Annotated in this window: 16 protein-coding genes and 1 pseudogene; 10 read left to right on the forward strand and 7 right to left on the reverse strand. The window is 60.3% G+C overall.

Features of this window, described 5'->3' with window-relative positions; translation table 11 throughout:
* Window positions 1-9 precede the first annotated feature (9 nt).
* Entirely contained in the window at window positions 10-1,056 is a 1,047-nt protein-coding gene (locus D8U82_RS23695) for an FAD:protein FMN transferase (protein WP_130903101.1), read from the forward strand.
* Between the two features lie 201 nt (window positions 1,057-1,257).
* A complete protein-coding gene (gene sthA / locus D8U82_RS23700) occupies window positions 1,258-2,652 on the forward strand; it encodes a Si-specific NAD(P)(+) transhydrogenase (protein WP_016775479.1) in 1,395 nt (464 codons plus the stop codon).
* 42 nt (window positions 2,653-2,694) lie between these two features.
* Here sthA and D8U82_RS23705 read toward each other — a convergent pair whose 3' ends face one another.
* The gene (locus tag D8U82_RS23705; protein ID WP_008087738.1) at window positions 2,695-3,417 is read right to left on the reverse strand and encodes a glycerophosphodiester phosphodiesterase family protein; all 723 of its coding nucleotides are present in this window, start codon (window positions 3,415-3,417) and stop codon (window positions 2,695-2,697) included.
* A gap of 14 nt (window positions 3,418-3,431) precedes the next feature.
* Window positions 3,432-4,013, reverse strand: a complete 582-nt coding sequence (locus D8U82_RS23710) for a PilZ domain-containing protein (RefSeq protein ID WP_016775478.1) — start codon at window positions 4,011-4,013, stop codon at window positions 3,432-3,434.
* Window positions 4,014-4,107: 94 nt separating this feature from the next.
* On the opposite strand from D8U82_RS23710, the gene D8U82_RS23715 reads away from it, so the two are divergent.
* The 3 genes from D8U82_RS23715 (at window position 4,108) to D8U82_RS23725 (ending at window position 7,357) form a co-directional block, all read left to right on the forward strand.
* On the forward strand, window positions 4,108-5,358 hold the full coding sequence (locus D8U82_RS23715) for a lipoprotein-releasing ABC transporter permease subunit (RefSeq protein WP_024013629.1): 1,251 nt from the start codon (window positions 4,108-4,110) through the stop codon (window positions 5,356-5,358).
* A 7-nt stretch (window positions 5,359-5,365) separates the two neighbouring features.
* Window positions 5,366-6,049: a lipoprotein-releasing ABC transporter ATP-binding protein LolD gene (gene lolD / locus D8U82_RS23720; RefSeq protein WP_016775477.1), complete on the forward strand. Its 684-nt coding sequence runs from the start codon at window positions 5,366-5,368 to the stop codon at window positions 6,047-6,049.
* Window positions 6,050-6,112: 63 nt separating this feature from the next.
* Window positions 6,113-7,357, forward strand: a complete 1,245-nt coding sequence (locus D8U82_RS23725; RefSeq protein WP_024013627.1) for a lipoprotein-releasing ABC transporter permease subunit — start codon at window positions 6,113-6,115, stop codon at window positions 7,355-7,357.
* A 39-nt stretch (window positions 7,358-7,396) separates the two neighbouring features.
* On the opposite strand, the gene D8U82_RS23730 is transcribed toward D8U82_RS23725, so the two are convergent.
* Complete coding sequence (locus tag D8U82_RS23730; RefSeq protein ID WP_130903102.1) at window positions 7,397-8,743, reverse strand: heavy metal sensor histidine kinase; 1,347 nt, start codon at window positions 8,741-8,743, stop codon at window positions 7,397-7,399.
* Window positions 8,743-9,423 (reverse strand): heavy metal response regulator transcription factor, encoded by a 681-nt coding sequence (locus D8U82_RS23735; RefSeq protein ID WP_130903103.1) that lies wholly within the window; start codon window positions 9,421-9,423, stop codon window positions 8,743-8,745. The genes D8U82_RS23730 and D8U82_RS23735 overlap by 1 nt, the downstream gene beginning before the upstream one ends.
* Before the next feature lie 166 nt (window positions 9,424-9,589).
* Here D8U82_RS23735 and D8U82_RS23740 point away from each other — a divergent pair, with 166 nt between their 5' ends.
* Together D8U82_RS23740 and queF are read left to right on the forward strand one after the other, a co-directional pair.
* A complete protein-coding gene (locus tag D8U82_RS23740; RefSeq protein WP_130903104.1) occupies window positions 9,590-10,123 on the forward strand; it encodes a cupredoxin family protein in 534 nt (177 codons plus the stop codon).
* Between the two features lie 61 nt (window positions 10,124-10,184).
* On the forward strand, window positions 10,185-11,015 hold the full coding sequence (queF, locus tag D8U82_RS23745; RefSeq protein WP_130903105.1) for an NADPH-dependent 7-cyano-7-deazaguanine reductase QueF: 831 nt from the start codon (window positions 10,185-10,187) through the stop codon (window positions 11,013-11,015).
* A 23-nt stretch (window positions 11,016-11,038) separates the two neighbouring features.
* Here queF and D8U82_RS28660 read toward each other — a convergent pair.
* From D8U82_RS28660 to D8U82_RS23760, 3 genes and pseudogenes are all read right to left on the reverse strand, one after another.
* Window positions 11,039-11,146 (reverse strand): annotated as a pseudogene (locus tag D8U82_RS28660) (metal ABC transporter ATP-binding protein); the annotation flags it as partial.
* A gap of 57 nt (window positions 11,147-11,203) precedes the next feature.
* On the reverse strand, window positions 11,204-11,467 hold the full coding sequence (locus D8U82_RS23755) for a DUF4404 family protein (RefSeq protein WP_016775472.1): 264 nt from the start codon (window positions 11,465-11,467) through the stop codon (window positions 11,204-11,206).
* Window positions 11,468-11,575: 108 nt separating this feature from the next.
* Window positions 11,576-12,196 carry an HAD family phosphatase gene (locus D8U82_RS23760; protein ID WP_130903106.1) on the reverse strand — a complete coding sequence of 207 codons (621 nt, stop codon included), beginning with the start codon at window positions 12,194-12,196 and terminating at the stop codon, window positions 11,576-11,578.
* A gap of 199 nt (window positions 12,197-12,395) precedes the next feature.
* Between D8U82_RS23760 and D8U82_RS23765 the strand changes: the two genes are divergently transcribed.
* The 3 genes from D8U82_RS23765 to rssC all read left to right on the forward strand — a co-directional run bounded on the left by D8U82_RS23765 (window position 12,396) and on the right by rssC (window position 15,093).
* Window positions 12,396-13,085, forward strand: a complete 690-nt coding sequence (locus D8U82_RS23765; RefSeq protein WP_130903107.1) for a VacJ family lipoprotein — start codon at window positions 12,396-12,398, stop codon at window positions 13,083-13,085.
* A 344-nt stretch (window positions 13,086-13,429) separates the two neighbouring features.
* Entirely contained in the window at window positions 13,430-14,611 is a 1,182-nt protein-coding gene (gene rssB, locus D8U82_RS23770; protein WP_024013622.1) for a two-component system response regulator RssB, read from the forward strand.
* On the forward strand, window positions 14,611-15,093 hold the full coding sequence (gene rssC / locus D8U82_RS23775) for an anti-sigma factor antagonist RssC (protein WP_003226553.1): 483 nt from the start codon (window positions 14,611-14,613) through the stop codon (window positions 15,091-15,093). The genes rssB and rssC overlap by 1 nt, the downstream gene beginning before the upstream one ends.
* Window positions 15,094-15,173 lie beyond the last annotated feature (80 nt).

Consider the following 15,173-nt stretch of genomic DNA (forward strand, 5'->3'; position numbering starts at 1 on the left):
TAGTTCATAATGGCCGCCGTGGTTTTGCGGGGAGATGAAGAATTGTTAACTGGACGCTGGTGGGGGCCTGTGGTCTTGGCGGTGGCAATCGGCGGCTGCGGCACCGGCGATTCCCTGGAACAGGTTGGCGGTTCGACCATGGGCAGCACCTGGTCGGTCAAGTACGTGCGCCACGCCGGGGGCGCCGATCCTGCGCGGGTGCGCGGCGAAGTGCAGGCCATCCTCGGTGAAGTCGATCAACAGCTGTCGACTTACCGAAGTGACTCCGCCATCGAACGTTTCAACGCCTTGCCCGCCGATAGCTGCCAAGCCATGCCGGCAGCGGTGCTCGAATTGGTCCGCATCGGCGAACAGCTTTCAACGCAAAGCGAAGGCTCCTACGACCTGACCGTGGAACCGCTGCTGGACCTCTGGGGATTCGGCCCGCAAGGACGCGAAGAAAAGATCCCTGATGCGGCCGCTGTGGCCGAGGTCATGCAGCGAGTCGGTCATCAGCATCTGCGCATCGACGGCGAGCAGTTGTGCAAGGACGCCGCCGTCGAAGTCGACTTCAACAGTATTGCCGCCGGTTACGCCGTGGATGCCATCGCCGCCAGATTGCAGGGCATGGGCATCGACAATTATCTGGTCGAAGCCACGGGCGAACTCAAAGCCCGGGGCAAGAAGCCGGATGGTTCAGCGTGGCGCATCGCTCTCGAAGAGCCTCGCGATGACCAGCAAGTGGCCGAGCGGATTATCGATGTCGATGGCTACGGCGTGTCCACCTCCGGTGACTACCGCCATTATTTTCTGCAGGACGGTCGGCGTTATTCCCACACCTTCGATGCACGCAGCGGGCGACCGGTCCTACATGATCTGGCGTCAGTCACGGTGATTCATCCTTCAGCGTTGATGGCCGATGGACTATCGACGCTGTTGCTGATTCTCGGGCCGGAAAGGGCGCGGGACTATGCCCAAAAGCATGACATTGCTGCATTCTTTGTCCTGCGTGCCGATACAGGTTTCGTCACCCGCAGCAGTCAGGCATTTGCGCAGCTTGTCGGTGAAAAAAACTGACCGAAGACAAGACGAAAGCTGGCGTTGTAGTGCAGGCAAAAGTAGCCTACGACGCGACCAAGGGTTAATGTGCGCGGCGTTGACGCTTCTATAGACTGTGTCCGGGTTCTTCACTGGCCCCCAATTGTTCCTTCGCGCCGCCGTTCGGCGTGATTTAGCCGCCGGTGCTGCTGGCACCGCGGCCTGTTCTGAGGAGTACGCATGGCTGTCTACAACTACGACGTGGTGGTACTGGGTTCCGGCCCGGCGGGAGAAGGCGCGGCAATGAACGCCGCCAAAGCGGGGCGCAAGGTCGCGATGGTCGACAGCCGTCGCCAGGTCGGCGGCAACTGCACCCACCTCGGCACCATCCCGTCCAAGGCACTGCGTCACTCGGTGCGGCAGATCATGCAGTTCAACACCAACCCGATGTTCCGCGCGATCGGCGAGCCACGCTGGTTCTCCTTCCCGGACGTGTTGAAAAGCGCCGAAAAAGTCATTTCCAAACAAGTCGCATCGCGCACCGGCTACTACGCCCGTAACCGCGTCGACGTGTTCTTCGGCACCGGCAGCTTCGCCGACGAGCAAACCATCGAAGTGGTCTGCGGCAACGGTGTGGTGGAAAAACTGGTGGCCAAGCACATCATCATCGCCACCGGTTCGCGTCCGTATCGCCCGGCGGACATCGATTTCCACCACCCGCGTATCTACGATAGCGACACCATCCTCAGCCTCGGCCACACCCCGCGCAAACTGATCGTTTACGGCGCTGGTGTGATCGGTTGCGAATACGCATCGATCTTCAGTGGTCTGGGTGTGCTGGTCGAGCTGGTCGACAACCGTGGCCAGTTGCTGAGCTTCCTCGACTCGGAAATTTCCCAGGCGTTGAGCTACCACTTCAGCAACAACAACATCACCGTGCGTCATAACGAAGAGTACGACCGCGTCGAAGGCGTGGACAACGGCGTGATCCTGCACCTGAAATCCGGCAAGAAGATCAAGGCCGACGCCTTGCTCTGGTGCAACGGCCGTACCGGCAACACCGACACGCTGGGTCTGGAAAACATCGGGGTCAAGGTCAACAGCCGTGGCCAGATCGAAGTCGACCAGAACTACCGCACCTGCGTGGAGAACATCTACGGTGCCGGTGACGTGATCGGCTGGCCAAGCCTGGCCAGTGCCGCCCATGACCAGGGTCGTTCCGCCGCTGGCAGCATCGTCGACAATGGCAGCTGGCGCTTCGTCAATGACGTGCCGACCGGCATCTACACCATTCCGGAGATCAGCTCGATCGGCAAGAACGAGCAGGAGCTGACCCAGGCGAAAGTGCCGTACGAAGTCGGCAAGGCCTTCTTCAAGAGCATGGCTCGGGCGCAGATTGCCGGCGAGCCGCAGGGCATGCTGAAGATCCTCTTCCACCGCGAAACGCTGGAAGTGCTCGGCGTGCACTGCTTCGGTTATCAGGCGTCGGAGATCGTGCACATCGGTCAGGCGATCATGAACCAGCCGGGTGAGCTGAATACGCTGAAGTATTTCGTCAACACCACGTTCAACTACCCGACCATGGCCGAAGCCTATCGGGTCGCGGCGTACGACGGCCTCAACCGGCTTTTTTGACGGGCTCCGGCCGGTGGCCTGAGCCGGCCGGGGAGACCGATTTCAGCAATTCTCAAGGGTGGCAGTGGCCAAACCGGGAAAGTCTGTAATCAGGCTGTCAACGCCGAAGTCGGCGAGTCTGCGCATCAGCGCAGGCTCGTTGACGGTCCACACCGACACATGCAGGCCCTGACGCTGCGCCTTCTGCAGGCGTTCCGGCGTACACAGCGTCCAGTTCAAGGCGAGAATCTCGCAGCCGTAGCTCGCCGCGACTTTCAGCGGATCGAGCCAGGCATATTCGGCCACCAGGCCACGGGATACGTCGGGTACCAGATCCAGCGCTGCCTTCAAGACTTCCCGCGAACTCGAAGTGATCGTCACCTTGTCGAGCAGGCCGTGGCGCTGAGCCATTTCCCGAATCGCCAGCACGGTAGTCGCCGCGCGGGTGCGTGATGCGCTTTTGACTTCCAGCTGCCAGTGCTCGAAATCACATTGCTCGAACAACTCTTCCAGCGTTGGAATCGGGCACGGCTTGATCCAGCCCGGGCCGCCCTTGCGCGCGTCGTAGGTGACCAGCTCGGCAGCGGTGTGCTCGACGACTTTGCCGCGACGGTCGGTGGTGCGCTTGAGGGTCGGGTCATGGATGACCATCAGCTCGCCGTCCTTGGACAGGTGCAGATCCAGTTCGCAGCGGCGCACGCCGTGCTTGAGGCATTCCTGAAAGCTGCTCAGGGTGTTTTCCGGTGCTTCGCCCTTGGCGCCGCGGTGGCCGTAGATGAGGGTCACGGTGCTTCCTTAAGTTAAATGCCAGATTCGTTCTGTTCGCGGGCCAGACGGCGTTCCTGAGCCTGCTTCTGCAAGATGTAGCGAGCGAGCAATTGGCGCTGGGCATCGGTCGGGCGCTCGAACTCGGTGCCGACGTCATAGCCATCGCCCTTGGGATCGCAATGGGTGACCCGGGCACGCAGCAGCAGGCCAAGCGCCTGCGGCATCAGTACCAGTTTCACCGACAGGTGTGCGCCGGTGGCAATCGGGGTCGGGTACTGAAAGTCGATCCCGCCCTCGGAGATGATCACCGGCTGCGGCTCGCCGATGTGGCCGAGCACGGTCAGGGCGATGACCTGGCTGAGCAGGTCGATGCGTTTGTTCTGCGATTTGAGGAACGCGGCGATGGCGCGGTCGCGCTCGCTGATCTGCCGCAACAGGTGCTGCGACTCGAATTCGCTCAGGTGCAGTTCGCTGAGCAGGTTGAAGAGTGGGGAAGCATCCTGCAACACTTCCTGGCCTGCGGCTTCGGGAGCGGACAGGGGCCGAATTTCCAGTGCGATCGTGTCCTCGATACGGTAGTATTCGCGGCGATCTTCTTCATCTAATGTCGACATGGCGAACCCATGGTAGCGGCGGTGGTCTGAGTGTAAAGCTGGTTTTCGACCCCCGCCACAAGGACGTTCCTTTTCCCTCCGAACAAGCCCCGACATGTTCAGACCTCTCTTCGTATTTATCGGCACGCGTTATACCCGTGCAAAGCGTCGCAATCATTTTGTGTCATTCATTTCCCTGACTTCGATGATCGGGCTCGCCCTTGGCGTGGTCGTGATGATCGTCGTGCTGTCGGTGATGAACGGCTTCGATCATGAGATGCGCACCCGCGTGTTGGGCATGGTGCCCCACGCTACTCTCGAGACCGGCGAGCCGATCAATGACTGGCAGAGCCTGGCCGACAAGGTCAAGCAGAACCGGCAGGTGACGGCGGTGGCGCCGTTCACCCAGATGCAGGGCCTGCTGACCAACAACGGTCAGGTTTCCAAGGTGTTGCTCAATGCCATTGATCCTGCGCTCGAGCGCAATGTGTCGATCATCGACAACTTCATGAAGCAGGGCAAACTCGACGACCTGACACCGGGCAGCTTCGGCATCGTCATCGGCGACAAGGCGGCGACCAAGCTCGGCGTCGGCATCGGTGACAAGGTCACCTTCGTCGCGCCGGAGGTCAGTGTGACCCCGGCCGGCATGTTCCCGCGCATGAAGCGCTTCACCGTGGTCGGCATTTTCCATGTCGGCGCCGGTGAGCTCGACGGCTACCTCGGCGTGACCAATCTGCAGGATCTGGCGAAAATGCACCGCTGGAAAGCCGATCAGGTGCAAGGCCTGCGGCTGAAGTTCGACGACCTGTTCCAAGCCCCGCGCGAGGCGTGGAACATCGCCCAGCAGCTCGGCGAAGATCGTTACTACGCCCGCGACTGGACGCGCACCCACGGCAACCTGTATCAAGCGATCCGCATGGAAAAAGCCATGATCGGTCTGCTGTTGCTGCTGATCGTTGCCGTTGCCGCGTTCAACATCATTTCGACGCTGGTGATGGTGGTGAACGACAAGAAGGGCGACATCGCCATTCTGCGCACCCTTGGCGCCACTCCGGGCACGATCATGCGCACGTTCATGGTTCAGGGCACAGTGATCGGCGTGGTCGGCACGGCGATCGGCGCGGTGGTCGGGATCCTCGCGGCACTGAATGTCAGTGCGGCCATTTCGGCGCTTGAAGGGCTGATCGGCCACAAGTTTCTTAATGCTGACGTGTATTTCATTGATTATCTTCCTTCGCAGGTACAGAGCCAGGACGTCGTCATGGTCTGCGCCGCTGCGTTGGTCCTGAGTTTCCTCGCCACCCTGTATCCCGCCTGGCGTGCCGCGCGCACCCAGCCGGCGGAGGCGTTACGTTATGAGTGAGTCGGGCATGAGTGAACAAGCAATTCTGAGCTGCCGTAACCTGGGCAAATCCTACGAGGAGGGTCCTGAGTCGGTACAAGTGCTGGCCGGCCTGCAACTGGAGTTGCACCCGGGCGAACGTGTGGCGATCGTGGGTAAATCCGGTTCCGGCAAAAGCACTTTGCTCAACCTGCTCGGCGGTCTCGATACGCCGAGCAAAGGCAGTGTCTGGCTCGACGGCGAAGAGCTGTCGGCATTAAGCGAGAAAAAGCGTGGCCTGCTGCGCAATCGCGCGCTTGGTTTCGTTTATCAGTTTCACCATTTGCTGCCGGAATTCACCGCGCTGGAAAACGTCTGCATGCCGCTGTTGATCGGCAAGACCGCCATCCCGGAGGCGCGCCAGCGTGCCACGGCATTACTGGAGCGTGTCGGTCTGGGCCATCGTCTGGAACACAAACCGGCGGAACTGTCCGGCGGCGAGCGTCAGCGCGTGGCCATCGCCCGTGCCCTGGTCAACAACCCGGGGCTGGTGATGCTCGATGAGCCGACCGGCAACCTCGACCTGCACACCGCCGAAGGCATTCAGGATCTGATGCTGGAGCTGAGCACTTCGATGCGCACGGCGTTTCTGGTGGTGACGCACGACATGAACCTGGCTCGCCAGATGGATCGCGTTCTGCAGCTGCAGGAAGGCTGCCTGACTCCCATCTGACTGGCTGAAACCCGGCGCCCGTAACGGTGCCGGGTCTTTTATTTCTACACGGTGCCCCAGCGAATGTTCAGACCGTTATCGATCTTTATCGGCACGCGCTATACCCGCGCCAAGCGCCGCAATCGCTTTGTTTCGTTCATTTCGATGACCTCGATGATCGGCCTCGCCCTCGGCGTGCTGGCGATGATCGTGGTGCTGTCGGTGATGAATGGCTTCCAGCGCGAGATGAGCTCGCGCATCCTTGGGATGGTGCCCCATGCGACCATCGTTGGCGTCAAGCCGATCGACGACTGGCAGCCGGTCGCTGCGGCTGCGATGAAAAATCCCGAAGTGACGGCCGCCGTGCCGTTCACCGAGATGGAAGGCATGCTTTCCTACAAGGGTTCGATGCAGCCGATTCAGATCAGTGGCGTTGATCCGGCCCAGGAAGGCAAGGTGTCGATCGTTGCCCAGCACATCGTCCAGGGTCGTTTGGATGCCTTGAAGCCGGGTGAATTCGGTGTGGTGATCGGTGAAATCACCGCGCGGCGTTTCCGCCTCAATGTCGGCGACAAGATCACTCTGATCGTCCCGGAAGTCAGCACCGCGCCGGGCGGTATCACCCCGCGCATGCAGCGCCTGAATGTGGTGGGCGTGTTCAAGGTCGGCGCCGAGCTGGACGGCTCGATGGGCCTGATCCACGTCGCCGATGCCGCGACCATGCAGCACTGGCAGCCGAATCAGGTGCAGAGCGTGCGGCTGGCAGTCAAGGATCTGTACGCTGCGCCGAAGGTGTCTGCGGACATTGCCGGTGGCCTCGGCGCTGACTTCAAGGCTGACGACTGGACCCACACCCAGGGCAGCCTGTTCAGCGCGATGAAGATGGAAAAAACCATGATCGGCCTGCTGTTGCTGATGATCGTCGCGGTGGCGGCGTTCAACATCATCGCGACGCTGATCATGGTGGTGAACGACAAGGGCGCCGACATCGCCATCCTGCGCACCATCGGCGCCACGCCCCGGCAGATCATGGCGATCTTCATGGTCCAGGGCACGGTGATCGGTATTGTCGGCACCATCATTGGCGGCGTGCTGGGCGTGATTGCGGCGCTTAATGTCAGTGAACTGGTCGGCTGGGTCGAGCGTGTGACCGGCCAGCATATCTTCAGTTCGGACGTGTATTTCGTCAGCAACCTGCCCTCGGAACTGCAGGGCGGCGATGTGCTGTTGATCTGCTCGGCGGGGTTCATTCTGAGCTTCCTGGCCACGGTGTATCCGGCGTGGCGGGCGGCGAAGATCGAACCGGCGCATGCCTTGAGATATTCGTAAGCGACTCCATGCTCGTTCCCACGCAGAGCGTGGGAACGATCAGGTCCGAGGCAACTCGATTACAAACCGCGTCCAACCCGCTTCAGATTCGCAATGAATCGTCCCGCCATGTGCCCGCACGATCGACTGGGTGATCGCCAGACCCAACCCCGCATGCTCACTGCTACCTTCCTGCCGCGCCGGATCCGCTCGATAGAAGCGGTCAAACAGACGCGGCAGTAATTGCGCTGAAACCCCCTCGCCACTGTTTTCGACGCAGACGCGCACGGTCTCCCCCTCGTCGACGATGCTCAAGCGCACATAACCCTCGGCCGGGGTAAACCGCAGCGCGTTATCCAGCAGATTCGACAAGGCCCGGCGCAACATGCCGCGATCACCTTCGATTTGCGCCTCACCTTCACGGCTCAAGCTCACACCAGCGTCTTCCGCCAGTGGCGCAAAAAACTCCAGCAGCATGTCGGCCTCATCCGCCAGCTCCAGTGGTTCGCGCTTGGGCATCAGCAAGCCGTGGTCAGCCTTGGCCAGATAGAGCATGTCGTTGACCAGTTGCGCCATCCATTGCAGTTCTTCGAGGTTGCTGTGCAGCGCTTCGCGGTAGTCCTCCAGTGCGCGTGGGCGGGTGAGGGTGACCTGGGTGTGGGTCAGCAGATTCGACAACGGTGTGCGCAGCTCATGGGCGATGTCGGCGGAGAATGCCGAGAGGCGCTGAAACGAGTCGTCGAGGCGTGCGAGCATGGCGTTGAAGCTGTGGGCCATTTCCGCAAGCTCTGGTGGCATCTTCTCTTCAGGCAGTCGGGCATTCAGCGATTGCGCGGAAATCCCACGGGCCACTGCGCTCATCCGCCGCAACGGGCGCAGACCGCTGCGCGCCGCCCAGGCCCCGAGCAGGGCGGTAGCTAGCGCTGACAGGCCGACGGTCAGCCAGATCAGATGCTGCATGCGCGTAAGAAAATGCTGGTGATGGGTGATGTCCAGCAGCAGCGTCAGTTGTGGCGAATCCGCTGCGTCCGGGTAGAGCGGGGCGCGCAGCACGCGGTAATCGGTACCGTCATGGCTGATGGTCGACAGGCCTGTTTGCAGTGGCAGATTCTTCGGAATCTGCACCGAGCTGTCATACCAGTGTTGTCCGTCGCCACTGGTAATGCGCAACGACAGATCGGCCTGACGGCTGAGTTCATCGGCCAGCCGCGCCTCGCGCTGGGCAGGTTGGAGATCCTGCAAGGCGCGGCGCAGACCGATCAGTTTCGTCTCCAGTTGTTGCTGATCGAGTTCGATGAAGTGCGCCTCGCTGGCGCGGTCGAACAGCACCCCGGCGAACAGCGAGACCACCGCAGTGCAGGCGGCAAACAACAGTGCCAGGCGCGTGCTCAAGGACCAACGACGCATCACAGCGAACGCTCTTCGAGCACGTAACCCATGCCGCGCACGGTGTGGATCAACTTGTTGGGGAAGTCATCGTCGATCTTCAGGCGCAAGCGGCGTATCGCCACTTCGATGACGTTGGTGTCGCTGTCGAAATTCATGTCCCAAACCTGCGAGGCGATCAGCGATTTGGGCAGGACTTCACCCTGACGGCGCAGGAGCATTTCCAGCAGGGCGAATTCCTTGGCGGTCAGGTCGATGCGCTGGCCGCTGCGTTCGACCCGGCGGCGGATCAGATCCAGGCGCAGATCGGCCAGTTGCAGACTGGTTTCCTGGGCGATTGCGCTGCCGCGCCGCAACAGGCTGCGCACCCGCGCGAGCAGCTCGGAAAAGGCGAATGGCTTGACCAGATAATCGTCGGCGCCCAGTTCGAGGCCGTGAACCCTGTCCTCCACGGCGTCTTTGGCGGTGAGAAAAAGTACCGGCGTTTCGAGGCCGGCGCTGCGCACCGCTTGGAGAATCTGCCAGCCACTGCGCCCGGGCAGCATTACATCGAGGATCAACAGCGCGTAGTCGCCGCTCAAGGCCAATTGCTGGCCGCTAATCCCGTCAGCCACCAGCTCGGTATTGAATCCGGCCTCGGTCAGGCCCTGACGCAGGTATTGGCCGGTTTTCGCTTGGTCTTCGACGATCAACAGTTTCATGGGCGACTCGGGCGGGGTTGGTATTTGGAAGGGCGAAGGCGTTATACCGTGAGATCCGGCGATAAGCGCCAAGCTGACAAAGTTGTAATCTGCCTGTCAGGTCGATGCCAGCCCTGGGTGATTAGAGTTTCCCACAGGCTGAACCTTCTCTTGTTGGAGTACGACCATGTTTTTGCGCACCTCGCTGAAAATAGCCGCCTGTCTGCTGGCATTGAGTTCGCCAGTCTGGGCGACACCGGTGCACACCTTCGCCTTCGGCCAGCCGGCAGCAGCGAGCCAGGCCACGCGGACTATCGAAATCGTCATGGGCGACATGAACTTCGACCCGAAAGCCATACAGGTGAAGGCCGGTGAGACCATTCGCTTTGTGCTGGTGAATAAAGGCCAGTTACTGCACGAATTCAACCTCGGTGATGCGGCGATGCATGTCAGTCACCAGCAGGAAATGTTGCAGATGCAGCAAAGCGGCATGCTTACGCCTACCGGCATGAAAGAAATGTCCCACGACATGGCAGGCATGGATCACGCGGCGATGGGCCATGGCATGCAGCATGACGACCCCAACAGCGTACTGGTCGAGCCCGGTAAAACTGCTGAGTTGACCTGGACCTTCAGCAAGGCCATGGCGCTTGAGTTTGCCTGCAATATCCCCGGGCATTATCAGGCGGGCATGGTCGGCAAACTGACAGTCAGTCAGTAAGCACTCAAAGGCGCGGGCAAAGGCTGGTAGAATCCGCTGATTCTTCAGTCAGGTTTCCGCCATGCATCCCGCAGCCGAACATTCGCCGCTGGGCAAATCCAGCGAATACATCGCCACGTACACACCGTCCCTGCTGTTCCCGATTCCGCGCACCGCGAAATGGGCCGAGCTGGGCCTGACCGCCGAAACCCTGCCGTATAAAGGCGTGGATTTCTGGAACTGCTTCGAGCTGTCGTGGCTGCTGCCCTCGGGCAAGCCGGTGGTGGCGATCGCTGAATTCAGCATCCCGGCGGACTCGCCGAACATCATCGAATCGAAGTCGTTCAAGCTCTACCTCAACTCGCTGAACCAGACGCCGTTCGCCGACGTCGCCGCGCTGGAAGCGACGCTGGTCAAGGATCTCTCCGCCGCTGCCGGCAAACCGGTGGGCGTGCGGGTGCGCAGTCTGAAAGACGTGGAAGCTGAGGGCGTGGTGGCGTTGCCGGGCGTGTGCATCGACGATCTGGATATCTGCGTCAGCAATTATGAGCACCCGCGTCCGGAGCTGCTGCGTTGCGACAATTCGCGCGTGGTCGAGGAGAGCGTGCACAGCCATCTGCTGAAATCCAACTGCCCGGTGACCAGCCAGCCGGACTGGGGCAGCGTCGTGGTGGAATATCGCGGCGCCGCGCTGGATCATGCCAGCTTGCTGGAGTACATCGTCAGCTTCCGCCAGCATTCGGACTTCCATGAGCAATGCGTGGAGCGGATCTTTCTTGATCTGCAGCGGTTGTTGAAGCCGAAAAAACTCACGGTGTTTGCACGCTATGTGCGCCGGGGTGGGCTGGATATCAACCCGTATCGCAGCACTGAAGAAGTGCAGTTGCCGAATCACCGGCTTGTACGTCAATAAAGAAACGGAATGTGCGATATCCCTTGTGGGAGCGAGCCTGCTCGCGAATGCGGTGTTTCATTCAACGATGATGTCGACTGACACGACGCCTTCGCGAGCAGGCTCGCTCCCACAAGGGCTTGCATGCACATTTTGCAAATGAAAAAGCCCTGCCATCGCTGGCAGGGCTTTTTTTGTGCGGCGGGGCGTCAGATGCCCATGCTGCCCAGCGTATTCATGATATTGCGCAGAGTGCCGGCGATCGCCGGGTGTTCGACTTCGAAGCGCTCGACCGCCAGGTTCACGCCGTCGGCGATGCTCGCGTCCTGGGTGGCAGTTTCCAGCTGGATTTCCGATTCGATCTGCGCCATCAGCGCATGCAGATCCTCACGCTCGGCTTCCGACAGCGGTGGATTGTGTTCCAGCTGCTCGCGCAGGGTATCGAGCTGTTTTTGCAGTTCTTGGGCGGGCATGGTGGTTTCCTTTTATCAATAGGCACTGGCATTGACCGCAGCCACGCGCCAAAGGTCTATGGCTGACCTTTAGATTAATCCACTCTCGGTAAACCTGCATGACGCCGATCAGGGCTTTTCGCCTTTGGCGCGGCGCAGGCTGATGTCTGCGAGGCAGGCGTCCAGTTCGCCGAGATGATCGATTACCGAATGCACACCCAGGCCGAACAACTGCACGGTTGCCTTGCCGCGCAACTTTTCGCGTTCCTTTTGTGACAAAGCCTGCCACTCGCTCGGGCTGAGGCCGCATAGCGAGCCACAGGACGCCAGGCCAATCGTCCATAACCCGGCATTCAGACCGGCCTGTAACAGGCGCGGCTCACCGCTGACCAGCACGCAGCCGTCGAGGCGGTCGATGTTCAAACTCATCAACGCCTGCCAGCACGCGTTGGGCGCTGGCCATGGATTCATTGTTGCTGAATGTTGCGTCGGTTTGATCCAGTCTGGCAGCGAGGCGGCCAGTGGCTGAGCGAGGGCAGCGGGCAATTCGTCGAGCCACGCGCAGGGAATTCCCTGGCGCTGCAAACTTTTCAGGCTATCGAGTGCGCCGGGTGTAGTTTTGGCATGTTCCGGCTGGGCGTTGAGCTCTTGCGCGGCACGGGCACCGAAATCCACCAGGCAACCGCTCAGGCCGAACAGCACGGCAGTCAGGCCGGGCGCGGCGACGGGCAAGGTTTCGGCGTGAGTCATGGCAACGTCCCTGAAATAACGCTCAAGACTAGGGCGCGCGGGTGACAGTTGCATGACAGGCGGGTGAAAGCCTGCGTGGGAAACTTCCTGCATATCCTTGCAGCGGCGCACTGCCCAAATCGCCGTTTATGCTTATACTAGCGGCCTTAATGCTTGGGCCGAGAGGTCCGCGCCAGTATCAAATCCAAGGAGTTTTTCTATGCGCTGGAGCCCTTCGCTCACTCAGCTAAGTGTATGTGCCAGCCTGTTGCTGGCGCCGTTCGCCACCCAGGCGGCCACCGAAGAAGACCCTTGGGAAAGCGTCAACCGGCCGATTTTCCAGTTCAACGACTTCGTTGACACCTACGCGCTGAAGCCTTTGGCCCAGGGTTATGAGTTCATCACCCCGCAGTTCGTTGAAGACGGCATTCACAATATGTTCCGCAACGTCGGTGACGTGACCAACCTGGCGAACAACATTCTCCAGGCCAAACCGGCTGCAGCGGGCGTTGATACCGCCCGACTGATTTTCAACACCACCTTCGGTCTGCTCGGCTTCTTCGACGTCGGCACCAAGATGGGCTTGAACCGCAGCGACGAAGACTTCGGTCAGACCCTCGGTTACTGGGGCGTGGGCAGCGGGCCGTACGTGATGCTGCCGCTGATGGGCCCGAGCACCCTGCGTGACGCACCGTCGAAATACGTCGACAGCTTCACCGGCGCGTACCGCTACATCGACCACGTGCCGACGCGTAACTCGATCTTCGGCCTGAACATCGTCGACACCCGCGCCAGCCTGCTGTCGAGCGAGAAGCTGATCAGCGGCGACAAATACACCTTCATCCGCTATGCTTACCTGCAGAACCGCGAGTTCAAGGTGAAGGACGGTCAGGTCGAAGACGATTTCTGATTTCGACCGGCGACAGAAAGGCGACCCTCGGGTCGCCTTTTTTGTCCGCGCCAGAGCGTCACCGGCGACTGCCGCTACCTTCCATCGGGTTACCGTTGGAGCGGTTCTTATAACTCCCGGTGATTTGACAAACAAAGTCGTCAAGCGACAATCGGCGCATGCTTGAAACGCTCTGCGGATGGGAGTACCGTCTGCGCCTTAGAAGGGCACCTCTGTTTAAAACCGCGCGCCAGGCGAATGCTTGAAAGCGCTGCAACAGAGAGGCTAGAAAGCGAATCCAGTAGTCTGCGCCGGGCCGTTGCCCCGCTCACTACGCCAACCTAATTCTGGCGCCGTTTGCCCACATGCCAAAAACCAGTGCCACGCTGCTGATAATCGATGATGACGAGGTAGTGCGCGCGAGCCTCGCGGCCTATCTGGAAGACAGTGGTTTCAGCGTCCTGCAGGCCGGCAACGGTCAACAGGGTCTTCAGGTATTCGAGCAAGACGAGCCCGATCTGGTCATCTGCGATCTGCGCATGCCGCAGATGGGCGGTCTCGAACTGATCCGTCAGGTCACCGAGCGCTCACCCGATACACCGGTGATCGTGGTCTCGGGTGCCGGGGTGATGAACGACGCGGTCGAGGCCCTGCGCCTGGGCGCGGCGGATTACCTGATCAAGCCTCTCGAAGATCTGGCTGTGCTCGAGCACTCCGTGCGCCGGGCCCTGGATCGTGCGCGGCTGCTGCTGGAAAACCAGCGCTACAGCGAGAAGCTGGAAAAGGCCAACCGCGAGCTCGAAGCCAGCCTGAACCTGCTCCAGGAAGACCAGAACGCCGGTCGCCAGGTGCAGATGAACATGCTGCCGGAAAGCCCGTGGAGCATTGACGAATTCAATTTTGCCCACCAGATCATTCCGTCGCTGTACCTGTCGGGTGATTTTGTCGACTATTTCCGCGTTGACGAGCGCCGGGTCGCGTTTTATCTGGCGGATGTTTCCGGGCATGGCGCGTCATCAGCCTTCGTCACTGTGCTGTTGAAGTTCATGACCACGCGGTTGCTTTTCGAATCGAAACGCAGCGGTACCTTGCCGGAGTTCAAGCCTTCGGAAGTGCTCGGTCATATCAACCGGGGACTGATCAGTTGTAAGCTGGGTAAACACGTCACAATGGTCGGTGGAGTCATCGACGAGGAGACCGGTTTGTTGACCTATAGCATTGGCGGCCATCTGCCTTTGCCTGTGTTGTACACGCCTGACAGTGTTCGTTATCTCGAAGGCCGTGGCCTGCCGGTGGGCCTTTTCAATGAAGCCACCTACGAAGACCACGTGCTTGAGCTGCCGCCGACGTTCAGCCTGACGCTGATGTCTGATGGCATTCTGGACCTTTTGCCGGAAGCAACGCTCAAAGAAAAAGAGGCTGCTTTGCCCGAACGGGTGAAGTCAGCGGGCGGCAGCCTGGATGGTCTGCGGCAAGTGTTTGGTTTGGCCACGCTAGGGGAGATGCCGGATGATATCGCCCTGTTGGTGTTGAGCAGGAATCTTTAATGAGTACCGGTAGAATCCAGTTCGCCGAGCAGGACGGCACCTTCGTCTTGAAGTTCGTCGGTGAAGTTCGCCTGACCCTGTGTTCGGCGTTGGATGCGACTATTGAGAAAATCTTCACCGCGCTGAATTTCAACGCGATCGTGATCGATTTGACCGAAACCCGCAGCATCGACAGCACCACCCTCGGCCTGCTGGCCAAACTGTCGATCCTGTCGCGGCAGAAGGTCGGCCTTTTGCCGACGGTTGTCACCACCCACGAAGACATCACTCGGCTTTTGCAGTCGATGGGCTTCGAGCAGGTGTTCAACATCGTCAACCACCCGGTGCCGTGCCCGGAGTGCCTGGACGACCTGCCGGATCAGGACCAATCCGAAGAAGTGGTGCGAATCAAGGTGCTGGAAGCGCACAAGATTCTCATGGGCCTGAACGATTCCAATCGTGAAGCGTTTCATGATCTGGTCAATGCCCTGGAAAGACACTGATCTCATGAATTGATGGTGTCTGGGCTGGCCTCTTCGCGAGCAAGCTCGCTCCCACACTGGATCAGTTCGATCACAAATCC

The sequence above is a fragment of the Pseudomonas sp. Sample_23 genome, from assembly GCF_004307595.1.
GTDB classification, from domain to species: Bacteria; Pseudomonadota; Gammaproteobacteria; order Pseudomonadales; family Pseudomonadaceae; genus Aquipseudomonas; species Aquipseudomonas atacamensis.